Genomic DNA, 18,007 nt, shown 5'->3' on the forward strand with positions numbered 1-18,007 from the left:
CATGAGCGCGATTATCAGCCCGTGCGGGCAGTACCGGTACCGCCTTGACCGTGATTGCGGCCTACCGTTTGAAGGCAGCAAGGTTATTGCCTACTTCGGGATCAACCCATCGACAGCCGACGCAACCCTGGACGATCAGACCGTGCGTAAGTGGCGCGGCTTCACCATCCGGAATGGTGGCCACCGGTTCATTGTCGGCAATGTCTTCGCTTACCGAGCCACCGACGTCGACGAGCTGGTGCGTGTTGACGAGCCCTTCGGATTGGAGTGGCGCGAGCACCTAATCCAGATCATCGCCGAAGCCGACATTCTGGTGCCGTGCTGGGGGCGCCTGAGCAAGATCCCGCGCGCGCTTCGCCGTGCTCCCCCGGAACTGATGAAACGCCTGATTGATTCCGGGAAGCCGGTGCTGCACTTCGGCGTGACCAAAAGCGGCGACCCATTGCACCCGTTGTTACTCCCCTACGAAACACCACTAACTCCCTGGAGCGCGGTATGACTGAGCAAACAATCGAATTGCCGCTGGCGCTCACTGAGCAGCAGCGTACCGACGTCCTCCGGTTCCACGAAACCTGTGAAGACGACCAAGGCTACGACGTGCCCAAAGCGCGTATGAAGTCGCTGGCGCGTGTAGGCCTTGTTCGCTCGCTCGGTTTCGGTCGCTACGAAATGACGGATGTCGGGCTGGCGCTGGTTGAAGCGGTGCGAGAGGCTGAAAATGACGATGACGACGTGCAGGAGCTTCGAAAAAAACTCGAGCACGGCACCGGGCTTTGCCAACTGAACGTGCTGTGGAAAGACGGACGTTCGGCGGCAGATGCAACCATAAGCCGCGATCAATATGGGCAGCTGCTGCGGATCATCAACCCGGATGTCGCTGGCATCAGTGCGGCATTTCATGCCGCTGTAAGTAGCGCTGCGCCGGGGATCGGTACAGAGCCTTTTGCCTGGATAGCCGATTATGCAGCTTACGGTGGTGGTCTGAGCGTGTTCACTCCCGAACAGGCCGCCAACAACATAGACGCCCTGTGCGCCATAACCCCAGTATTGACCATCGACACAGTGTCGGCGGCCACGGCGGCGATCAAAACGCTGCAAGCCAAGGGTTACACCTACAACGGCGCCGAACTGTGGAAGCCACCGGTTGGCGCTGCGCCGGACTTCAACCTGATCGACGATCTGCACGAACAGCTGGCCAAAGAGCGCGCGAGCAGTGAGTGGATGCTGCACAACGGAGGCACCATTAACGAGTGGGCAATCAATTGGGTGCCGGGTAAACACAAGCCACTGATAGAGCATCTGCGCGATCTAATAAGCACCGCCATATCAGCGAACAAGGGCATGGGGGCGTTTGACGATGACCGACAATAAGCGGGTCGAACATATGAGCAAGGATAGTCTGTGCAAGCGCTGCGCCGGTTATGGAACGGTCGGAACCGGCATTGATGAAGCACCGACGACTATTTGCGAACCTTGCAATGGGACGGGTCGAATAACTGTGGCACCTGAACTGCCAACGAAGGAACTCACCATTCCCGATTGGCTGGCGTCGGACTGCACGCACACTTTTCTTGATTTTGTAGCGGATGGTGGGTGCCAGAAATGTGCGCAAGACAAGAAGAAAATGCCATGACCGCCGCCCACGACGGCGCTGGGTTGCTGAGCAAGCAGGCGCTGGTGACTGATCAGGTAGTGGGGCGGGTGTACCACGATCCATTACCGGTGCGGGCGTACCTCAATGCTGCTGGGCGATCCTTGCCGGATGATGCACCACTGTACGCCCGGCCAGCAGACACTTACCTGCGCTACGTCCGCGTACCCTCCCGCAATGATCCGAAGTACCACGAGACGTTTGAGGATGTTGACGGCGGGCCAGAATTTAATGGCCGAGCGTATGTGAGCGATCTATTTGACGCGCTGAAGCAATACGGCGTGATTGTGGTGGAGACGATGCCAGAGGGGGCTGTCGATGAATGAAAAACTAAGGAGCGTGCTGGGCATGGTGCTCAATGCGCTTGATCGTGACGCCAAAGAGGGCCGGGCGGTGCGCGGTGAAATGGCCGACGAACTGCGGTCAGCTATGGGCTTGCCGCCGCAGGGGGAGGCTAAGCACACCTATTTGGTGGGCTACGGCCAAGCGCGCGGATCCGGGCGCAGCTTTGAGACCTTCCAAGGCACGCCCACGGCGAAAGATATCGAGGCGCTGGAAAACCTTATCCAGTCGAGAAACAACCTAGGGCCGGTTTCTATCACGTCAATCAGTCTTTTAGGTAACAGCCATGAGTAAGCAAGCATGAGGATCGTAGACCTCAAGACGTTCCTGGCGATGCCAGAGGGAACGGTCTTTTCAAAGTACGACCCTGCAATCATCCGTGAGCCGATGGTAAAGCTGGAATCAATCGACCACCATGGTGAATTAAAGGATTTTCGGTACACAAGCCTTACCGACGAAGTGGACGCCAGCGGATCGGCTGAGCGTGACCACATCCTGATCACCGCCGAGGACGAAGGTGTGTCATTCGCATTGGATTTCCACACGTCGATGCGCGACGGCGAATATGATCTAGATCAGCTTTTTGCGGTGTGGGAGCGGAACGACGTGAGCGGTTTGATAGAGCGGCTGCAAGAGGCTTTTGCTCAGGCCTATTCGTCAGATTCGGTAATGCCGAAATGAGCGTGGTTGAGGTGGAGCTGCGCGACTTGGAAGGTTGGGCGTTGGGCTGGGCGGTGGCGCAGGTGTTGGGTGTAGAGGTGAAGCTGTCGGCCCCACACAACGGTACCTACTGGCGTGTCGCCCTGGCATCGACCGGCTACGCCTACCGGCCTTCTACGGACTGGAATCAGGGCGGGCCGCTGATGGACAAGTATGCGAAATGCTTCGGCATGGTTACCGACAGCGAGCCGCCGAAGTTTCGCGCCTTTGCCCACGATGCAGGGCCGGTGGGTTTCTGCCGGATTGCCGGTGGCTCAACGATCCTTGAGGCGTTTTGCCGGGCGCTCGTGCGACTGCACCGTGGCGACGTCGTGCTGGTACCGGAGGTGCTGGTGAAGCCGGTGGAGGTTGCAGCCAATGCAGCCAGACCTGTTTGAAGAACTGAAGCCCGCACCGCCGGTAGATTCAAAGAAGCACCTGTATGACCAACTGATCAAACTGGGTGACATGCTTGGCGACGGCCTTGGCCACGAGCCGGGTGAAGAGTGGATAGCGCAGGATTACCGGCGGGTCTGCAAGGCGCTGGGGCTTACCCGCCCGAGACGCAACAACGGTGCCGCGATCAACGTCGCGGTGTCCAAGTATCTGGAAGCCAACCGTTGCGAGTGCGGTGGCCAGCTCAAGCAAACCCGCTCCGGTGCCATGCGTGTGTTCTGCACCGCCTGCTGCCGAAACTACCGGCTCAAGACCGCCAAGAAGCCCAGGCCCACCGCAGGCGCCTGATAACCGGCCCTGTCCCTTTCATAGTATCGTTCGGCGGAATAACGCCAACACTGATACCGAAAGGGACTTTCCCGATGTCTAAAAAACTCATCGCGCTCGCGCTGACCACCGGCCTCGGCCTGCTTTCGGGCATCCCGAGCGCATCGGCGGGCGTGAGTCTTTTCAAGGACTACACCTACGGCACGCCCATCGACAAATATACGCGCTCGGCGGGCTACTACGACTGTTCGAACCCTGAGCACACAGGGCGCTGCACTGACAACGTTGAGTTCGTCGGCCAGAAATTCACCGTTGCGCTGTTCTTTCGTGAGAACAAGCTGGACGCTGTTGCGCTGATCGCGCCGTACCAGCAAGCCGGGTACCAAAAGGTTACCGACGCGCTGGCCAAGTCCTTCAACATTATTTCGATGGAGAACACGAAGTCGTTTATCGACATGGTGACGCTGCGCAACACAGCGAAGAGCCAGGACGAATACATGCAGAAGTTCATGGCCTTTGAGAGCGCAGCGCTCGCCACCGGGGACATCACCTACACCTACCTTGAAGTGCCGGAAACCCTTGGGTACCCGAATATCGACGCCATCATGAAGGCATCGCAGGAGGACGTTCGGCGCGCATCCCTGCGACTGGTCAACGACGGCAAGTCGACGGATCTGATTGTGCGCTTCGAAGCGCCGAACGTGACCTATGCGGGGGCGACGGCTCAGGCTGAAGAATCGTTCTGACCGACGCCGAGCAGACAAACACAAAAGCGCTATTGTGTCGTAGTGCTTTTGTGTCATTATGTCGCTAATGAATTTTACAGGGCTCGTCATGAGCGAATGCACGGATTACACAATGACCCCGCGCCAGGCGAATGATATGGCCGTGTTGGCCAACCTGCCGTTTGCCGGGCGAGTCCAACTGCTGACCGAATACAGCGCGCAGCATGGGGTTGAAAGCCTTGTCGAGCTGTTCGCCCAGTTCGTAGGAATGGCGAACTCTGTCGCGGACAACTGCCGGAACATGACGGATCTTGTGCTGATTAGTGAGCTGGGAATGCACCCGGATAAGTTCGACAGCGTGAACCTGCCGACGATATTGGGCGCATGTCAGGGCGTGGCACTTGCTGCGCAGTGCGATCCTGCTGGCGCCTGCGAAGGCTGCGCCTACCGGCTCGGCTCAATGGCGAACCAATCGCCGATGGCCACCAGTGACGCCGCCTACATGTCTTTCGACCAGAAAGGCTTCATGTGCCATGCGGAGACTGATGACAGGGGCAACCCTACAAAGGTGTGCGTAGGGCACGCGAAGGCGTTCAAATGTGTAGGTGAGGCGTAGCCATGGCCAAGAAGCTGACAGTCAAACAGATGGAGGGCCGCTATGAAGCGCTTAACGAAGCCGCTGAGCACCTGCTGATGGATTGGACGAATGTTCCCAGTGAATTCACTGAAGGCCGAGTAGTTTCCGACAAGCTGAAGAAAGAGGCCGCTAAGTGGTTGGCCCGAGCGGAAGCCGCACGGGAGGCCGAAAGTGAAGAAAACCGTTGATCTGGCGCCAGAGCTTCCGACCGCTCAGGAGTTGGCGGAATTGCGCCTGTTCGCTGATCGATACCGGTGGCTGCGTCAGCGGTCGGTGAGAGTTCAAGGCAGCGAAATCTGGTACTCCGGCAGTGCTCTGGATCTGCGCGTCGATGTCGGCCTTGGCCACGTACACGGCAGCGAGGTCGATGAACTGCCTGAAATCAACCCAAATAATCGGAAGCTGACTTAGATGAGCGCGCATATATGACTAGCACACCAGATCCTGTACGGGCTGCTTTTCAAGCTCAATGCCTAGCGCTTGCTGTGAAGAACTACGGCTACAGCCAAGGTGATGCACTTTTGAAAAGCGTACTTGAACGCCGTGGTGATGGGCGTTACGTCGTGGACTGGGTAGAGGGCGCCTGGAACGGCTGGCAGGCTGCCAAAGAGCCTCAACCGAAGCCCGACAGTATGCTGTTGTTGACCACGCATCAGAAGGTCAGCTGTGAAGAGCGAAACAATATTGCTCCCCTTGAGCGCAACGTCGCTTTCGCCACTGCCCTGCCTTTGTGTGAGGCGCTGGCCCGAATCAAGAATTACGAAGCGGCGTACAAGAAAAAATCCATGCTGGACGTTGAATACCGGCTGTTGTCTGTTGCTGATATTGAGGCGCAAGTGCCGGAACTGCTTGAGAGCTTTGGCGTGTTGATAGTGGAGCGCCTGATGCAATCACCAGAAGACTTTGACCGGGAAGAGCTCAGGGTAGCCGCTCGCGCTCCGCATACATCAGCGCCTGGAGCTCATGCAGAGCCGTGAGATTGCCGCCATTGGTGTCACGCCAAGCCTGATGGGTGATTTTGTAAAGCCGATCGATCTCGGCCAGCACGTTGCGGTACCGGGCAACCTCAAGCGCCAACCGGCGAACCTCGGGGTTGGGATACTTGACCCATAGGGTGCGCAATTCGTCTTGGGTCACCGGTATGAACGGTGGTAGTGCCTGGGGCATGGATGGATGCCTTTAAACTGTATGTATAACCAGTATGCTGGCGAGCGGCTGAGATTGCCAATTTGCACAGCCAACCAGAAGAGAGTGCCTGCCATGACTTTGCAACCGATTACCGATGTCGACGAATACAGGGCAGTCCTCAATGTCGTCGTAGCTGCCGAGAAGGAGGGCAACGACTTGCTTGCACGGCCACTGCGCGCATTGATTGATGCGTCCCCATTTGCGGGTTGCTGGTGCAATGGCCACGCACGTCGCCCACATGAACCTGCGTGCTCAACCTGCGGCGGGGAAGGCTTTGTGCCGATGGCCACTACCGAGCCTGCCGGTCTTGAATTGCGAGTTGCGCGGGGCGCCGAGGTGGTGACAGGCTCTGTCGCGATCAGCGAAGCATTCACTCTTACCGAAGTGGTGGACGCGATGTTGGGCGCGGCATATCCAATGACCGTGCAGGCGACGGCGGGGAAACGAGGTGTGCCGCTATGACGGGTGACGGACTTGATGAGGCGCGCAAGGATCTGGCTGAAGTCAGAAGGCGCCTAGAAGACACAATGGCGATGCTTGAGCTGGCCCCAATGAAGCCAGGCATTCGTGAGAGCGAAGCCAAGGCGAAAGCGCTGGCGTCTATCAAAGAAACGCTGCAAAGCGTCGACGCGCTGGCGCAGAACATAGGCGGCATTCCAGCGCCTATGCGCCACTGAAAGGAGTCCCCACCATGATGACTGAGCGAGGGCTGAGCCAATGAGCATGGAATATGTGCGCAAAAGCTACGGCGTCCCGGCCAAGCGCGGCATGCGTGTGCTGTACACCGGTTGCGGTCGGCATGAGTACGGCACGATTCGCAGCGCGCGCAATGGACGGCTGATGATTCGGCTGGATGCCAGCAAGCTGACGATGCCGTTCCATCCGACGTGGGAACTGGCGTATCAGCCTGCCGAGGGTGCGTGACTGTCAGTCATTGATAACTCTTGTGACCTTGCTAAAAACCTGACTGAAAGGAGGATCTGCGATGGATACCATTGTTCTGTACGGCTCGGATGATCGGGAGGAAAGCCTCTCGCTGCCTGCCGGGCCGATGGAGTTGGTTGAACCGGAAATCGACCGGATCATTCGAGACCCGGCCAATGCCTGGGCCGAGCGATACGAGTTCTATGGCCACGGCAGCCAGGTCGACCAGTACGGCTTTCCGATCTACGCGGGCCGTCACCAATAACGAATTCAACCGGGAACAACCATCTTTACACCAGGTGTAAAGACGGACATTTGAGAAAGGAACCCCCGCCATGCCCCTAATCCAGATTGAGCAAGACAACGACCAATTGCTGTTCGACGTCCGCGCGATGATCGTGCAATCGTGCGAAAGCATTCGCCAGAGTTATGGCCTGCCGGAGCCGCGTGGTGGTACTGAGCGCATCACTGAGCTGGCCGCCGTCACCGCTTACCTGCAAGCGCTGGCCAAACATGAGCTGCTGAGTCAGGACATGTGGCAAGTGCTGCGCGATGAGTGGGAGGCGAGCCGAAGGGCGGCGCTCGCCCAGGCGTGAGTCCGCGTTACCAATGACGATGTTTAGGTTCAACGACAGGTAGACAACGATGGCCAAGCAATTGCCGTTGGCTGAAAAGACCTATCACCCTGAGCGTGACCAGACGCATTACGTTGGTCGCAAGGGATACGTGACGCTGTGCGGCGTGAAGCATGGCGACATCGAGCAGGGGTTGCCCACGGATGCGCTGGTGGACTGCCCGGCCTGCATCGATCTCGCCAGGTACGTGCAGACACACAAATTCGATGAGCCAGGACAAACCCGACATGGCAAAGATTGACACTGTGGCCCTGCGCCAATTCATCAACCCGGTGAACGACGCCAGCGCCGAGCACCGCAAGGCCATGAAACCACTGGAGCAGCTGACCAGCATGACTACCCGCCAGCGCAACAAGGTGCTGCGCGAGTGCGCCAAAGCCGAGGAAGCCTACAACACCGCCGTGGGTGAGTTGATCGGGGGCGTGAACAAGCTGGTGCAGGACGCTGAGGCCGAAGAAGCGGCAGCGGGGTAGACCGCCACAACGACCACTGAAGAGCCCGCCGCGTGCGGGCTTTTTTGTGTCTGGCTGCCGGTGGAGCGCAAACAGCACAAAAACACAGAAACGCTATTGTGATATATTGTTGTTATGTCATTATGTCGCATATCAATTCAACACGTTCAGAGGTTCACATGACCGGCCAGGCACTACAGCGCCACGAGATCGTTTTTTCTATGACGTCGAACAGCTTGGCGCGGGTCGAGAGCCTGCTGAAGCGCTGCGGGCATCAGAACATGAACCTGCTGCTGGCGCGCGGCCTGGAGTTGGTCGAGTTCGTACTGGATCAAGTCGACCTTGGGCGTGTGGTTGGTAGTGTCATCGTCGGAGAAAGCGAGTTTATGCCGCTGCGCGAGCGTCCGGAGCTGCTGAAACCGTCCAGAGCACGGCAAGCACCTGCATCAACTGTTGGCGAGCCTGCGCAAAGCTCCACTGATGCCGTTGCTGGCGCATTTCACCCGAAACTGGTGGCAAGGCCGCGGGTTCCAGTAGAAGAGCCGACAGAAGAGCGTTTGCCGCGTGCGCGCCGCCTGTTCAAGCATGCAGCCTTTGCAGTAAACGATGACGCTGGCCCTGTGCGGTCACTGGCGTTCCATCTGGAGCGCAGCGAATCCATGGGGCTGGAGCGTCCAATCGACTACAACGGCCATGCACTGCCCGGCGAGCTGCGCCCGCACCATTTGGATGAGATTCAGCAAATGATGGACGCTGAGTCGATGGCGACTCACTTCCTGCTGTGCGAAGCCACTGAAGAACTTTCCTACTTCGGCTACTTCCCGAACACCGGCTGGCACCGGCTGAATGCGGATACACGTCATTGGACGCTCGACACCGCGATTCAGGCCGGTGAGCGATCCCTATACCCGATGGATCTGGCCGCGTTCTACCTGCGCCGTCAAGCCGACAAGCAGCCCGAGCAGCAGCTGCAAGCCTGACCCGGAATCTCTCCCTGATTGATGCGAACACCTGCAAACCCTGCGGGTGGCGCAGCCGTGCGCGCCATTACATTGGCTGACGCCATTCAGGGGCCAGTTTTGTACCCCGTTTGATCATCTGGAGGCTGTGCAGTGAGCGTGTTTGAAGTGGCCGATGAGGCTCGCAGTGATTTTGAGAGTGACAACGAAGGCCCGTTTGAGCGCAAGAAAGGCCCGATGGGGCGCGACCTCGACGACTACATGGATGAACGGGTGCAGCGCGAATACATGATCTGGCTGCGGGCGCGTGGCTCTGTGCGTTCCTGTCATTGCTGTAGCGGCGCGGTGGCCTGATGAGCAAGCGCATTTTCTCAGAAGAGGATCTGGCCAGGCTTCCACCGGACATGACTCGCCGGGCGCTGGGCAAGCAGACCGGGAGCAAGTCGGTACCGGAGCACTTGCGCATGGCGGGTGATGAGGCGAAGAAGCCAGCCCGTGGCGGGGGCATGAAGGCTATGCAGGCGTTGGGGCGCCTGGAGAAAGGCGAGCTGAACAAGACCGAAGAGGCTTATCGGGCTCACCTTGAAGTGCGCCGCATGGCCGGTGAGATTGTTTGGTACCAGTTTGAGCCGTTCCGGCTAGTGCTGGCGGAGAAAACAACCTATGCGCCGGACTTCTTGGTGCAGCTCGCCAGCGGTCATCTGGAAGTGCATGAGGTGAAGGGGCACTGGATGGAAGACGCCCGGATAAAGATCAAGGTGGCCGCCAAGATGTTCCCCGTTTTCAAGTTCATCGCCGTGATGAAAGAGGGCGGGAGCAAGGGTCGGGATCCATCGTGGAAGGTAGAGGAATTCTAAGTGCAGCTCGACGACGCCACGTTTCAAGCGCATGAGGGGTACATGAATCACGTCCTGCGCTGCGGCTCGTGTTATCCACCAACAAATCGCTATTGTTCAATTGGTACGGGGCTGCATGATCAGTACACCGGCCAGTACCTGATGAGCCAAGACCTTTACGCCAGACGAACCTACCTTGCCCGCCTGGAGTCGGTAAACCCTGCCCGCTGTGAGGCGCTGAAGGCCGTAATGCTGGCAATTCACGAGCGCGCGCAATCGCTGTATAGCCCTGAAAATGCTGCATAAAACCGGTTACATGCCGAATCGTGCAGGGATGCCCTGACAGACGGTCAATAGCGGGTATTTGATTGGATCCACGCGGGAACATCGTTAAAAAGGCGGTTAATTCCCAAGACGGTTTAGGCCAGTAATCCAGAAGTTGGCAATTTCCTCGTGGGTGAGTGGGAACTTTTTGGGCATTCCGGGGTTGCGAATGGTACGGGGATACAATCTAATGGCGCTCTGACAGCAGTGGTCGTAAGGGTGACGTCAAAGTGTCTGATATCGGTGATAACGAAAACGCGGTAATGCCGGTGGAAGGTGCGCAAGCAGCGGCGCCTGAAAGCATGCTGATGTTCGATTCTGAGGAATGCGGGGAGGGCATGAGCCCGGCCAGCCGTTCCAAGGAAGAAGAGCAAGCGCTGCGTGATGTCGTCGCGGCTCGCCTTGTGAAAGCGCGCCGAGCCGCAGGCCTCAAGGATCTTGAGGTAGCTATGCGACTCGGCCACTCCAATCTGACCATGATCAGCCTCTTTGAAAATGGTCACCGCTCGCCAAGCCTGAAGAACCTTCAGATTCTGGCCGACCTTTACAGCGTCACCACCGACTACCTGCTGGGCCGTACTGATGATCTCGGGCTTGCGCCTGAAGAGGGCAATCAGGCGCTCATTACTGGCGTGCTCACAGGGGTTCTGACCAAATACAACCAGACCTACCTAGAACGGCTGGCCCAGGTAATGGCGATCAGCGTCGAAGGCGCGAGCATGGATCGGGTGCTGCTGGGTAAGTTGGCAGGCATTTCCATTGAGTTGAGCGATTCGCTGGGCGTCATCCGCAAGCACCACGGCGCTGTGTTTGAGGGGCTTCGCGGCGGCGCCGGGCTGGAGCGTCTTATTTCTGAGTTTTCTGTGGTGATGAAAGACCACATTTCGCGCAAACAACATGAATCTGCCCTGATTGAATTCGAGCATCCTGTTTGCACGGTGCAGCAGGTGCGGGAAGCGGTACAACACGCCCTGTTTTAACACCGGCTTGTAAGCCAGCCACCCGGCATAGGGTGGCCATGCCGGGCTGTCGTGCGCTAGGTGCTGGGCGGAGGGGATTGTTCACACGGTTCCGCCGTCATTGGAGGCTTTCGACAGGGAGTCGCCATCAGGCATTCGAAGTTGGATAACGGTCAAAATTGGGGAAATGGTCTCGACACCATTGCAGCGCCAGCCGTGGCGGCCCCTGTACGGTATTGGGGAGCCCGTTTCGGCGGGCTAGTCCTTTCAGGATCTGGCCCGCAGTTGCGGGTTTTTTTGCGCCGAGCGCGCAGAAAGTTGGCGTTTTTTACGTGGCCGATAGCCAAAAGACTTTGCATTTAAGGTTGATGACCAGTGGCACGGAAGAAGATCGAGGGTACCGAAGAGCGCGCCAAGCCAGCCGAGGATAATCAATCCCCGGACAAGACTGGCAAACGTGTGTTTGCACCCCCTAAAACGCCAGAAGTTAAGGTGAGGGCCGGTCGAGTCCAAAAAACACCCCCTGCGAAGACACCCAAAAAGCCTGCAAATCCAGCCAGAAAGCCGCGTGCCGCCAAACCTTCCGCTGCTGCAACGGATGCCCCGGCACAAGAGAAAAAGCCCCGCGCAACCGGTGGCAGCACCCGCGTGACGAAAGCGGTCAAGCTGAAACAGAAAGAGCTGGAAGCCTTGCAGGCCGGGAATCTGCACGATCTCGACGCACGTCAGGCGAAGTTTGTCGACCTTTGGCTGGTCACACAAAACGGCACTCAGTCTTATATCGATGCAGGCTACGAGTGCAAATCCGATGCCGTGGCCGCCGCTGCCGCCAGTCGCCTGTTAAAGAAGGTTAAGGAACACCCATACACGCTGGCCAAGCGTGCGGAGCTGTTTGCCAAGACTGAGGAAATCACCGGGCGGGTAATTCAGCGCATCTACGGCGCCGCGATGGCCGACCCTCGGGAGTTAGTCGAGTACGTTTACCGGTGCTGCCGGTGCTGCCACGGCAAAGACTTCCGGTACCAGATGACCCCGCGTCAGCTGGAAGAGCGCAGGGCCCGCCATGAAGAGGCACTGGCCGAAGCCAAGGCCGCAAAGCGCAAGCCGCTGCCGGTGCTCGACGAGCTGGGTGGCCTGGGCTTCGACGCCAACCTCGACCCACACCCGGAATGCCCCGAGTGCAATGGCAATGGCGTTGGCCAGCTCGTGCTCAAAGACACCCGGCACCTTTCACCTGGCGCGCTGGCCCTGTACGGCGGCGTGAAGGAAACCAAGGATGGGCTGGAAATGAAGATCCACGACGCCCGCCCGTACCTCGAAATGCTGGGCCGCATCTTCAACATGAATATCGAACCGGCGGCGCCTCCTGTGGCCGTTGTAGATACGGCTGCACTGAATGATGCCTACGAGAAAGGCATGCAGGCCACCCAAGCGCAGAGAGACGCGATGGCCCAGCGTATGGCCGATATCGCGGGACTGGATGAAAACGGCGGTGATGCATGACGCTCGCCGCTGATCGCCAGCCGACCCCTCAGAACATCCGCAAGGCCCGCAAGGCTGTGAACCTGAGCGAAACCGCTGCTGGGGAGCTGATCTACGTGAGCCGCGAATCGTGGCGCCTGTATGAGAAGGGCGACACCAAAATCAAGCTTGGACTGTGGGAGCTGTTCCTGTTCAAAACGGGGCAGCTGTGGCTCAAGCCTGTTGTTGAAAAACGTCCCCCGGCCATCCGCCGCGGGAACACTAAAAATCTCAGGCCATTCACGGCCAACCCGCTAGGAGCAGAATGATGGCTAACCCCGCAGCAAAATCGAAAGGACAATCGCACGACACCGACCTGCTGGCGGCCTGCAACGTTGCGTCATTCAGGCAGTGGCTCATCACTCAAGGCTATAAAGTGACGGCGCCAGATCGCGCCAACGCCGCCCGCGGTGTGCATTACTGGGTAGAGCTGCCGGGGTGTAAGCCCGTATCGGTTCAGGAAGGCTTTGGCCGCAAACAGCGCTACGCGCAAACACACTCCCGCCTGCGCCCGCTGTTGAGCAGCTACATGGTTTCCCCTGTGGCGTCTGCCATCAAAGACGTTGTGCGCCCGCAAGGTGGTGGACAGCTACAGGTGGTGGTTCAAGGCAAGATCCAGCCTTCGGCCAAGGTAGCCAGCTGCGACGGGGTAGCGATTCTCAAGGCGCCTTCCCGCGCCGCTGGCCAGTACCTGCTCAGTGATTCCGATATCGCCCAGGCGCTGACCATCGAAAGCCCGATTCCCGAAGGTGTCGAGGTGAAGCATGTAATCGGCGTCCGTCTCGGCGGTGTGCATCGTGGCGGGATGACGGTTGCCGCCCACATGCGCGTATACGACACCCCTGATGCCCGCCGACTGGTTGAGGTGGGCAGCTATCCAATTCACACTGAAAGCGGTGATCTGAAATCCTATGGCGATACGTTGCTGCGGCACGTCGAGGCGCTATCTGCTCCTGCGACCATTCTCGTGGATGCCCTAGGCGAAGGCGTGCAGTTGCTCCATTACCTGCAACATGTTGTGAGTCCACATGTCAGGTGTTACGGCATGACAATGGGCCAAGCCCTGCCAAAAGGTGGCAATGGCAAGCGATACGTGAACCGTCGCACTGAATGCAGCGTTTTGGCCGCTGAAGCGATCCGAAACAAGAACATGAAGCTGGCACTACCATCCGATATCGGGTTCAGCGACCCAATGGTACTGCTCGGCTCGAAACTCCCTTTCCAGTTCACTGATGAAGCGCGCTATCGGGTTGCCAAGCCTTCGGAGATCGCTGACGCCCAACTGCCGACCGCAGACCTGTTTGATGCCATCTGCATGGCGTTCCACAGCATGGAACTGCCGTTAGCGGTCGAGAAGCCTGCACCATCCTTCGATCCGGCGCCCGCGCCAGAAGCGCCAGCGAAGAAGCTGGATCAGTACCTGACAGACCTGCGCGATGACTTCGCGATCAACTGCCCACTGAAGCAAAAACCGGAAGAAAGCCTGGCCGCATTTGCTAATCGCCGATGGGTGTACGCGCAGGCGATGATCGACGCACGCCCCGAATAGTCCGGGGATAGACCGGGAAAGGACTGATGAAGTGTCGTTTTTGCGAAAGCAATCGCGTCATCTGGCGGAGGCCGCGAAATAGCCCCGCCTACACCTACTGCCGTGATTGTGAACGCCGGAACTGTGAGGCCCTAGCCCACAAGCTCCCGCACGGTGAAAACGAATGTGACCGCGCACAGATGCGGCTCAAGATTTAGGGGATGGACATGCAAGCAGTAACCGCGCAACCGGCGCCGCTCACGGCAATCACACTGACCGAGCGCCAGCAGTACCGGCTCGACACTGCGAACCTGATTTTCAAGTCGCTGGCGGCTGCCGGGCTGCACACGTTCGGCAGGAAAGAGCGGCTGGCGCGCCTTGAGCCCAAGCGCCTCGGCGGGTTCTACCTGCTCATGCCGACGGCTGATGCGCGCCCGGTGGATCTGTCGACGTCCGTGCGCGGTCAAGCACGGTTGCTGCCTGGCTTCAGTGGCACATATGCCGAGCAGCGTCTGGTGCGGAGCCTTGCTACCTACGTGATCGAGGGGCGCAGTGTCCCCGCGGCCATGCTGGCGCAGGCACTGATGGCCGAGAGCAATCAGTATTTCGACCGGGTGGAAAGTAATTTCAATCAGGTGATCGCTAAATTCCGGTTCTCCCGCGCTTTCACCAAGCCGACCGAGATCAACCGCAAGACGGGGGAAATGGCGTGAAGGTGAGCCAGACCTTGACCAATCTTCAGACCGGCGAAGAGTTGATCGTTGTCCGTGTGCAGGGCGACGAGTTGTGGCTGCGCAATGAGGCTGGCGAGATCGAGCACGCCCTGCGCGACCACCTACCCGCCGAGCGCTGGCGCTTGAACGACGTCAGCGAGGCCTCACTAATGGCGGTGGTTTTCGAATTTCCGGCGCCGCCACCCGAGCTCTTTCAATTCAAACCCAGGGCGAGATCCGCACCATGAGCCTATTTTTCAGTCGTGAACATTTTGAGCGCTCGTGTCGGCATGCGGGCATCAGTGACCTGGCTTTCAACGCCGAGACGGGCGAGTACGTGAACGCCCACACACAGAAGACGTTTCTGGTGTGGGAATCGCTGGCGCAGTCCCGCCAGGCAGCGCAACAACCGAAAGCGTGGCTGCTGGTGCGCCGTGGGCGTGATCAGGGTATCTCCGTGACGCGGCCATATGCGCGCATGACCACGACCGAGTGGGCGCAGCGGGCCACCAATGGATGGGAGCAGCCGCTGGCGCTATGGTCGGCCATGCCGGTGACTGGCCCGAGCGAGAACGCCATTTTGAGCGAGCGCCAGCGCCAGCTGCTGGTGAAGGGTTACCACCCGGAGCGCGACCTGCGCTATCGCGATGACGAGCTGCTGCGTGCGGCGACGGGTTATCTACTTCAGCTATTGATGCCGGACTACGCCCCAACCGTGTGGCCATGGCCTCACGCCCCCATGAAACAAGAGTCACGCCTGCGCGCCATCGAGAAGGCTGGCGCGCTGCTGATCGCCGAACACGAGCGGCAATCGGCGCAGCTGGCCAGCGAGGCCGCAGCATGAGCCAGCGCCTGATTCAAGATGACGAGCGCTGGCCCGCTTTCGTCCGCCGCTACGCCAATGACTTGGCCGCATTCGCGCGCGAGGTGTGCGGGATGGACGTTGACGACTCGCTGGCGCGGGCCTTCGAAAGCGTGCAGATGCCTGACTGCCAGGTGTCGATGGCTTCAGACCTGAATCCGATGGAACGGGGAATGATCAGCCCGCTGGCGCCTATCGCGTTCTGGCGGCTGTTTTGCCGTCCCGAGTCGAGGACTATGGTGGCCGTGCCCTTCGGCGACATGCTTCGCTGCTGTGAGCAATACAGCAAGCTGGTCAAGCGTATTGAGGGCGAGCACGCATGGTTGGTCGGTTACCTGCGAATCACCATCAGAAGCATCAGGCTTCGCCAGCATGCGGAGTATTCAGGCTGTGGCGTGCTCTTTCTGGCCGCGAGCGCGCATTCCCCGGAACACATGGCCGGTTTCGGTGGGCGCGATCCCATGTGGTTGATGGAAGACGCCAGCACCATGCCGGAGGTGAGCTTTCAGGTGGCGCGTGAAGGGCTTGCCCGCAGTGGTGGCAGCATGGTGCTGCACTCTGGCCAAGGTCGACGCAAAGGCTTTTTCCGAGCTACCCAAACCACGTTGGGCTGTTGGGCGTCTGGCAGCAGCTGGAAAGCATTCGTTCTGAACAGCACGCAAGACCGCAAACCGTCTCTGAAAGTGCGCCAGGCGTAGCCGTAGAGTGACAGGGGCCGGGGAACTGGCCCCTATGTGTTTAAGGATCATATGGCCAAGCCGAAAGCCCAGCGTCTGCGCTTAGAAACAGACCCGAGGTGGCCCGCTTTCATCGAACGTTACGCCTTCAACCTGTACGCCTTCGCGGTTGAAGCCTGTTTGATGGACGTTACACCGCAACAACAAGAGCTCTTTGATGAATCCTCAGTCTACGGCTGTCGGGTGTCGGTATCGTCTGGCCACGGTACTGGTAAAACCCGCAGTTTCGGGGTCATCTGTCTCTGGCACCTGCTGTGCTATCTCAATTCCAACACCTATGTGACCGCGCCGAAGCTCAAGACGGTGCGAGAGGGTGTGTGGAAGGAAATCACCACCATGCTGGCGGAGATCCGCAAAGGGCCGCATGCGTGGATCGCTGACTACGTGGTTATCCAGGCTGAGAAAGTCTATGTAACCGGTCACAGCGCCACATGGTACGTCACCACCCGTACCGCACCACGCGGCTCGCCTGAGAACTTGGCAGGTACCCACGGTGAGTACCTGCTATGGCTGGCGGACGAAGCCTCCGGCATCCCGGACGAAAACTTTGGCGTCATCGGTGGCGCACTGACCGATGAGCGTAACCGCTTCATCATGGCGAGCCAGCCGACGCGCTCTACCGGTTTCTTTTGGGAGACGCACCACGGCCAGTCCATCTACCGCGGCGGTGGCTGGGTACCGCTGGTCTTCAACTCCGAAGAAAGCCCGATTGTCAGCCTCAAGTTCATCAAGGAAAAGCGGCTCCAGTACGGCGGCACGATGGAGCCAGAATACCAGATCAAGGTGCGGGGCATGTTCCCGACCAACCTCAGCAAGTACCTGCTGAGTTCGGTGCTGATCGAGCGGGCGATAGAGCAGGCGAGCCCGATCCTGCCAGGCGAAGAGTGGGGACACATCATCGTTGTCGACGTTGCGGCTGGCGTCGGGCGAGATAAGACCGTGGCCACTCACTTTCGCGTCACCGGCAAGGGCGACCGGATGGCGAACGAGCGCCGCCGCCGGGTGGAGGTGGTCGACGTGCCGATCTACAGCGCGACTGAGGACTGGACGCCGCTGGCGGTCAAGCTGCGTGATTACGCCATGCGCCTGCCTAACGTCACCATCGTGATTGACGTCTCGGCCATGGGTAAGCAGTTCCAGCGCCGACTGGAAGAGCTGCAAGAGGGCAGCATGATCATTCAGGGCGTTCTGTGGGGCGCTAAGCCGCATTCCAACGAAAACCGTAAGCGATTCATCAACCAGCGCGCGCAATGCACCGTGCATGCCACCGAGGCAATCAAAGACGGCGTGGTCAAGCTATCCAAGAAACACAAGCGCGACCTGATCGACCAAGGCTCACGACTGCCTTACTCGTTTGATGAGCTGGGGCGGTACAAGATCGCCAGCAAAGAGAGCATGGCCGCCGACGGGCTTTCATCCCCGGACTTGTTTGACACCATCTGCATGGCGTTCCTTGAGGACGTCAACTACGTCGCATGCAGCGAAGAGACAGAGGCGGCGCAGTCTTCGCGGGCACAAGCAACCCTCAGCAAAGCCGCTGACCTTCTTGCTGACGTCGCTTAAAAACATACATTTTATTGTTTGTTGATGTA

34 protein-coding genes are annotated in these 18,007 nt (G+C 58.9%); all 34 read left to right on the forward strand.

Annotated features, from left to right (window positions below):
* Position 1: 1 nt before the first annotated feature.
* The 34 genes from AC3WMT_RS24955 to AC3WMT_RS25120 all read left to right on the forward strand — a co-directional run bounded on the left by AC3WMT_RS24955 (position 2) and on the right by AC3WMT_RS25120 (position 17,978).
* Positions 2 to 499, forward strand: a complete 498-nt coding sequence (locus AC3WMT_RS24955) for a DUF1643 domain-containing protein (RefSeq protein ID WP_103305987.1) — start codon at positions 2 to 4, stop codon at positions 497 to 499.
* A complete protein-coding gene (locus AC3WMT_RS24960) occupies positions 496 to 1,371 on the forward strand; it encodes a hypothetical protein (RefSeq protein WP_103305988.1) in 876 nt (291 codons plus the stop codon). Before AC3WMT_RS24955 ends, AC3WMT_RS24960 begins: the two co-directional genes overlap by 4 nt.
* Positions 1,358 to 1,633 carry a hypothetical protein gene (locus AC3WMT_RS24965; protein WP_146041270.1) on the forward strand — a complete coding sequence of 92 codons (276 nt, stop codon included), beginning with the start codon at positions 1,358 to 1,360 and terminating at the stop codon, positions 1,631 to 1,633. Before AC3WMT_RS24960 ends, AC3WMT_RS24965 begins: the two co-directional genes overlap by 14 nt.
* A complete protein-coding gene (locus tag AC3WMT_RS24970) occupies positions 1,630 to 1,977 on the forward strand; it encodes a hypothetical protein (RefSeq protein ID WP_103305989.1) in 348 nt (115 codons plus the stop codon). Before AC3WMT_RS24965 ends, AC3WMT_RS24970 begins: the two co-directional genes overlap by 4 nt.
* Complete coding sequence (locus AC3WMT_RS24975) at positions 1,970 to 2,287, forward strand: hypothetical protein (protein WP_146041271.1); 318 nt, start codon at positions 1,970 to 1,972, stop codon at positions 2,285 to 2,287. The genes AC3WMT_RS24970 and AC3WMT_RS24975 overlap by 8 nt, the downstream gene beginning before the upstream one ends.
* A gap of 6 nt (positions 2,288 to 2,293) precedes the next feature.
* A complete protein-coding gene (locus AC3WMT_RS24980; RefSeq protein WP_103305991.1) occupies positions 2,294 to 2,674 on the forward strand; it encodes a hypothetical protein in 381 nt (126 codons plus the stop codon).
* Complete coding sequence (locus AC3WMT_RS24985) at positions 2,671 to 3,090, forward strand: phage protein NinX family protein (RefSeq protein WP_103305992.1); 420 nt, start codon at positions 2,671 to 2,673, stop codon at positions 3,088 to 3,090. The genes AC3WMT_RS24980 and AC3WMT_RS24985 overlap by 4 nt, the downstream gene beginning before the upstream one ends.
* The gene (locus tag AC3WMT_RS24990) at positions 3,071 to 3,436 is read left to right on the forward strand and encodes a hypothetical protein (protein ID WP_103305993.1); all 366 of its coding nucleotides are present in this window, start codon (positions 3,071 to 3,073) and stop codon (positions 3,434 to 3,436) included. The genes AC3WMT_RS24985 and AC3WMT_RS24990 overlap by 20 nt, the downstream gene beginning before the upstream one ends.
* A gap of 74 nt (positions 3,437 to 3,510) precedes the next feature.
* A complete protein-coding gene (locus AC3WMT_RS24995; RefSeq protein ID WP_103305994.1) occupies positions 3,511 to 4,161 on the forward strand; it encodes a hypothetical protein in 651 nt (216 codons plus the stop codon).
* Between the two features lie 112 nt (positions 4,162 to 4,273).
* Positions 4,274 to 4,756, forward strand: a complete 483-nt coding sequence (locus AC3WMT_RS25000; RefSeq protein WP_256583582.1) for a hypothetical protein — start codon at positions 4,274 to 4,276, stop codon at positions 4,754 to 4,756.
* A 2-nt stretch (positions 4,757 to 4,758) separates the two neighbouring features.
* Positions 4,759 to 4,965, forward strand: a complete 207-nt coding sequence (locus tag AC3WMT_RS25005; protein WP_103305996.1) for a hypothetical protein — start codon at positions 4,759 to 4,761, stop codon at positions 4,963 to 4,965.
* Positions 4,949 to 5,188, forward strand: coding sequence for a hypothetical protein (locus AC3WMT_RS25010; RefSeq protein ID WP_256583583.1), 240 nt, complete (start codon positions 4,949 to 4,951; stop codon positions 5,186 to 5,188). Before AC3WMT_RS25005 ends, AC3WMT_RS25010 begins: the two co-directional genes overlap by 17 nt.
* 14 nt (positions 5,189 to 5,202) lie before the next feature.
* A complete protein-coding gene (locus tag AC3WMT_RS25015) occupies positions 5,203 to 5,754 on the forward strand; it encodes a hypothetical protein (protein ID WP_146041272.1) in 552 nt (183 codons plus the stop codon).
* The gene (locus AC3WMT_RS25020) at positions 5,741 to 5,890 is read left to right on the forward strand and encodes a hypothetical protein (protein ID WP_158249183.1); all 150 of its coding nucleotides are present in this window, start codon (positions 5,741 to 5,743) and stop codon (positions 5,888 to 5,890) included. Before AC3WMT_RS25015 ends, AC3WMT_RS25020 begins: the two co-directional genes overlap by 14 nt.
* Positions 5,891 to 6,037: 147 nt before the next feature.
* Positions 6,038 to 6,427 carry a hypothetical protein gene (locus tag AC3WMT_RS25025; RefSeq protein ID WP_146041273.1) on the forward strand — a complete coding sequence of 130 codons (390 nt, stop codon included), beginning with the start codon at positions 6,038 to 6,040 and terminating at the stop codon, positions 6,425 to 6,427.
* Positions 6,424 to 6,642: a hypothetical protein gene (locus tag AC3WMT_RS25030; RefSeq protein ID WP_103306000.1), complete on the forward strand. Its 219-nt coding sequence runs from the start codon at positions 6,424 to 6,426 to the stop codon at positions 6,640 to 6,642. Before AC3WMT_RS25025 ends, AC3WMT_RS25030 begins: the two co-directional genes overlap by 4 nt.
* 40 nt (positions 6,643 to 6,682) lie before the next feature.
* Complete coding sequence (locus AC3WMT_RS25035; protein ID WP_103306001.1) at positions 6,683 to 6,889, forward strand: hypothetical protein; 207 nt, start codon at positions 6,683 to 6,685, stop codon at positions 6,887 to 6,889.
* A 61-nt stretch (positions 6,890 to 6,950) separates the two neighbouring features.
* Positions 6,951 to 7,154: a hypothetical protein gene (locus AC3WMT_RS25040; RefSeq protein ID WP_103306002.1), complete on the forward strand. Its 204-nt coding sequence runs from the start codon at positions 6,951 to 6,953 to the stop codon at positions 7,152 to 7,154.
* Between the two features lie 70 nt (positions 7,155 to 7,224).
* Entirely contained in the window at positions 7,225 to 7,485 is a 261-nt protein-coding gene (locus tag AC3WMT_RS25045; protein WP_103306003.1) for a hypothetical protein, read from the forward strand.
* A 49-nt stretch (positions 7,486 to 7,534) separates the two neighbouring features.
* The gene (locus tag AC3WMT_RS25050) at positions 7,535 to 7,765 is read left to right on the forward strand and encodes a hypothetical protein (RefSeq protein ID WP_103306004.1); all 231 of its coding nucleotides are present in this window, start codon (positions 7,535 to 7,537) and stop codon (positions 7,763 to 7,765) included.
* Positions 7,752 to 7,997, forward strand: coding sequence for a hypothetical protein (locus AC3WMT_RS25055; RefSeq protein WP_103306005.1), 246 nt, complete (start codon positions 7,752 to 7,754; stop codon positions 7,995 to 7,997). Before AC3WMT_RS25050 ends, AC3WMT_RS25055 begins: the two co-directional genes overlap by 14 nt.
* A 158-nt stretch (positions 7,998 to 8,155) precedes the next feature.
* Positions 8,156 to 8,956 carry a hypothetical protein gene (locus tag AC3WMT_RS25060; protein ID WP_103306006.1) on the forward strand — a complete coding sequence of 267 codons (801 nt, stop codon included), beginning with the start codon at positions 8,156 to 8,158 and terminating at the stop codon, positions 8,954 to 8,956.
* Positions 8,957 to 9,088: 132 nt separating this feature from the next.
* The gene (locus AC3WMT_RS25065; protein WP_103306007.1) at positions 9,089 to 9,289 is read left to right on the forward strand and encodes a hypothetical protein; all 201 of its coding nucleotides are present in this window, start codon (positions 9,089 to 9,091) and stop codon (positions 9,287 to 9,289) included.
* Positions 9,289 to 9,792 carry a DUF1064 domain-containing protein gene (locus tag AC3WMT_RS25070; RefSeq protein ID WP_256583584.1) on the forward strand — a complete coding sequence of 168 codons (504 nt, stop codon included), beginning with the start codon at positions 9,289 to 9,291 and terminating at the stop codon, positions 9,790 to 9,792. The genes AC3WMT_RS25065 and AC3WMT_RS25070 overlap by 1 nt, the downstream gene beginning before the upstream one ends.
* Positions 9,793 to 10,077 carry a hypothetical protein gene (locus AC3WMT_RS25075; protein WP_103306008.1) on the forward strand — a complete coding sequence of 95 codons (285 nt, stop codon included), beginning with the start codon at positions 9,793 to 9,795 and terminating at the stop codon, positions 10,075 to 10,077. It abuts the gene before it with no gap.
* Positions 10,078 to 10,325: 248 nt separating this feature from the next.
* Positions 10,326 to 11,075 carry a helix-turn-helix domain-containing protein gene (locus AC3WMT_RS25080; RefSeq protein WP_146041274.1) on the forward strand — a complete coding sequence of 250 codons (750 nt, stop codon included), beginning with the start codon at positions 10,326 to 10,328 and terminating at the stop codon, positions 11,073 to 11,075.
* Positions 11,076 to 11,429: 354 nt separating this feature from the next.
* Positions 11,430 to 12,557 carry a terminase small subunit gene (locus tag AC3WMT_RS25085; protein WP_103306009.1) on the forward strand — a complete coding sequence of 376 codons (1,128 nt, stop codon included), beginning with the start codon at positions 11,430 to 11,432 and terminating at the stop codon, positions 12,555 to 12,557.
* Positions 12,554 to 12,844 carry a helix-turn-helix domain-containing protein gene (locus tag AC3WMT_RS25090; protein WP_103306010.1) on the forward strand — a complete coding sequence of 97 codons (291 nt, stop codon included), beginning with the start codon at positions 12,554 to 12,556 and terminating at the stop codon, positions 12,842 to 12,844. The genes AC3WMT_RS25085 and AC3WMT_RS25090 overlap by 4 nt, the downstream gene beginning before the upstream one ends.
* Positions 12,844 to 14,124 carry a hypothetical protein gene (locus AC3WMT_RS25095; RefSeq protein ID WP_103306011.1) on the forward strand — a complete coding sequence of 427 codons (1,281 nt, stop codon included), beginning with the start codon at positions 12,844 to 12,846 and terminating at the stop codon, positions 14,122 to 14,124. Before AC3WMT_RS25090 ends, AC3WMT_RS25095 begins: the two co-directional genes overlap by 1 nt.
* A gap of 206 nt (positions 14,125 to 14,330) precedes the next feature.
* Positions 14,331 to 14,816, forward strand: a complete 486-nt coding sequence (locus AC3WMT_RS25100; protein ID WP_146041275.1) for a hypothetical protein — start codon at positions 14,331 to 14,333, stop codon at positions 14,814 to 14,816.
* Between the two features lie 14 nt (positions 14,817 to 14,830).
* The gene (locus AC3WMT_RS25105) at positions 14,831 to 15,064 is read left to right on the forward strand and encodes a hypothetical protein (RefSeq protein ID WP_146041276.1); all 234 of its coding nucleotides are present in this window, start codon (positions 14,831 to 14,833) and stop codon (positions 15,062 to 15,064) included.
* Positions 15,061 to 15,660 (forward strand): hypothetical protein, encoded by a 600-nt coding sequence (locus tag AC3WMT_RS25110; protein WP_103306014.1) that lies wholly within the window; start codon positions 15,061 to 15,063, stop codon positions 15,658 to 15,660. Before AC3WMT_RS25105 ends, AC3WMT_RS25110 begins: the two co-directional genes overlap by 4 nt.
* A complete protein-coding gene (locus AC3WMT_RS25115) occupies positions 15,657 to 16,376 on the forward strand; it encodes a hypothetical protein (RefSeq protein ID WP_103306015.1) in 720 nt (239 codons plus the stop codon). Before AC3WMT_RS25110 ends, AC3WMT_RS25115 begins: the two co-directional genes overlap by 4 nt.
* A gap of 51 nt (positions 16,377 to 16,427) precedes the next feature.
* The gene (locus AC3WMT_RS25120) at positions 16,428 to 17,978 is read left to right on the forward strand and encodes a hypothetical protein (RefSeq protein ID WP_103306016.1); all 1,551 of its coding nucleotides are present in this window, start codon (positions 16,428 to 16,430) and stop codon (positions 17,976 to 17,978) included.
* The last annotated feature ends 29 nt before the right edge of the window (positions 17,979 to 18,007 follow it).

The organism is Pseudomonas sp. FW305-7, from assembly GCF_058786735.1.

Excerpts from the sequence above, each read along its gene's own strand:
- AC3WMT_RS24980 (WP_103305991.1), top strand. The coding sequence starts at position 2,294 with ATGAGGATCGTAGACCTCAAGACGTTCCTGGCGATGCCAGAGGGAACG.
- AC3WMT_RS25035 (WP_103306001.1), top strand. The coding sequence starts at position 6,683 with ATGAGCATGGAATATGTGCGCAAAAGCTACGGCGTCCCGGCCAAGCGC.
- AC3WMT_RS25015 (WP_146041272.1), top strand. The coding sequence starts at position 5,203 with ATGACTAGCACACCAGATCCTGTACGGGCTGCTTTTCAAGCTCAATGC.
- AC3WMT_RS25020 (WP_158249183.1), top strand. The coding sequence starts at position 5,741 with ATGCAGAGCCGTGAGATTGCCGCCATTGGTGTCACGCCAAGCCTGATG.
- AC3WMT_RS24970 (WP_103305989.1), top strand. The coding sequence starts at position 1,630 with ATGACCGCCGCCCACGACGGCGCTGGGTTGCTGAGCAAGCAGGCGCTG.
- AC3WMT_RS25040 (WP_103306002.1), top strand. The coding sequence starts at position 6,951 with ATGGATACCATTGTTCTGTACGGCTCGGATGATCGGGAGGAAAGCCTC.
- AC3WMT_RS25120 (WP_103306016.1), top strand. The coding sequence starts at position 16,428 with ATGGCCAAGCCGAAAGCCCAGCGTCTGCGCTTAGAAACAGACCCGAGG.
- AC3WMT_RS25060 (WP_103306006.1), top strand. The coding sequence starts at position 8,156 with ATGACCGGCCAGGCACTACAGCGCCACGAGATCGTTTTTTCTATGACG.
- AC3WMT_RS25050 (WP_103306004.1), top strand. The coding sequence starts at position 7,535 with ATGGCCAAGCAATTGCCGTTGGCTGAAAAGACCTATCACCCTGAGCGT.
- AC3WMT_RS25090 (WP_103306010.1), top strand. The coding sequence starts at position 12,554 with ATGACGCTCGCCGCTGATCGCCAGCCGACCCCTCAGAACATCCGCAAG.
- AC3WMT_RS25115 (WP_103306015.1), top strand. The coding sequence starts at position 15,657 with ATGAGCCAGCGCCTGATTCAAGATGACGAGCGCTGGCCCGCTTTCGTC.
- AC3WMT_RS24995 (WP_103305994.1), top strand. The coding sequence starts at position 3,511 with ATGTCTAAAAAACTCATCGCGCTCGCGCTGACCACCGGCCTCGGCCTG.
- AC3WMT_RS24985 (WP_103305992.1), top strand. The coding sequence starts at position 2,671 with ATGAGCGTGGTTGAGGTGGAGCTGCGCGACTTGGAAGGTTGGGCGTTG.
- AC3WMT_RS25030 (WP_103306000.1), top strand. The coding sequence starts at position 6,424 with ATGACGGGTGACGGACTTGATGAGGCGCGCAAGGATCTGGCTGAAGTC.
- AC3WMT_RS24965 (WP_146041270.1), top strand. The coding sequence starts at position 1,358 with ATGACCGACAATAAGCGGGTCGAACATATGAGCAAGGATAGTCTGTGC.
- AC3WMT_RS25095 (WP_103306011.1), top strand. The coding sequence starts at position 12,844 with ATGGCTAACCCCGCAGCAAAATCGAAAGGACAATCGCACGACACCGAC.
- AC3WMT_RS25100 (WP_146041275.1), top strand. The coding sequence starts at position 14,331 with ATGCAAGCAGTAACCGCGCAACCGGCGCCGCTCACGGCAATCACACTG.
- AC3WMT_RS24990 (WP_103305993.1), top strand. The coding sequence starts at position 3,071 with ATGCAGCCAGACCTGTTTGAAGAACTGAAGCCCGCACCGCCGGTAGAT.
- AC3WMT_RS25070 (WP_256583584.1), top strand. The coding sequence starts at position 9,289 with ATGAGCAAGCGCATTTTCTCAGAAGAGGATCTGGCCAGGCTTCCACCG.
- AC3WMT_RS25025 (WP_146041273.1), top strand. The coding sequence starts at position 6,038 with ATGACTTTGCAACCGATTACCGATGTCGACGAATACAGGGCAGTCCTC.
- AC3WMT_RS25045 (WP_103306003.1), top strand. The coding sequence starts at position 7,225 with ATGCCCCTAATCCAGATTGAGCAAGACAACGACCAATTGCTGTTCGAC.
- AC3WMT_RS25000 (WP_256583582.1), top strand. The coding sequence starts at position 4,274 with ATGACCCCGCGCCAGGCGAATGATATGGCCGTGTTGGCCAACCTGCCG.
- AC3WMT_RS24975 (WP_146041271.1), top strand. The coding sequence starts at position 1,970 with ATGAATGAAAAACTAAGGAGCGTGCTGGGCATGGTGCTCAATGCGCTT.
- AC3WMT_RS24960 (WP_103305988.1), top strand. The coding sequence starts at position 496 with ATGACTGAGCAAACAATCGAATTGCCGCTGGCGCTCACTGAGCAGCAG.
- AC3WMT_RS25005 (WP_103305996.1), top strand. The coding sequence starts at position 4,759 with ATGGCCAAGAAGCTGACAGTCAAACAGATGGAGGGCCGCTATGAAGCG.
- AC3WMT_RS24955 (WP_103305987.1), top strand. The coding sequence starts at position 2 with ATGAGCGCGATTATCAGCCCGTGCGGGCAGTACCGGTACCGCCTTGAC.
- AC3WMT_RS25110 (WP_103306014.1), top strand. The coding sequence starts at position 15,061 with ATGAGCCTATTTTTCAGTCGTGAACATTTTGAGCGCTCGTGTCGGCAT.
- AC3WMT_RS25055 (WP_103306005.1), top strand. The coding sequence starts at position 7,752 with ATGGCAAAGATTGACACTGTGGCCCTGCGCCAATTCATCAACCCGGTG.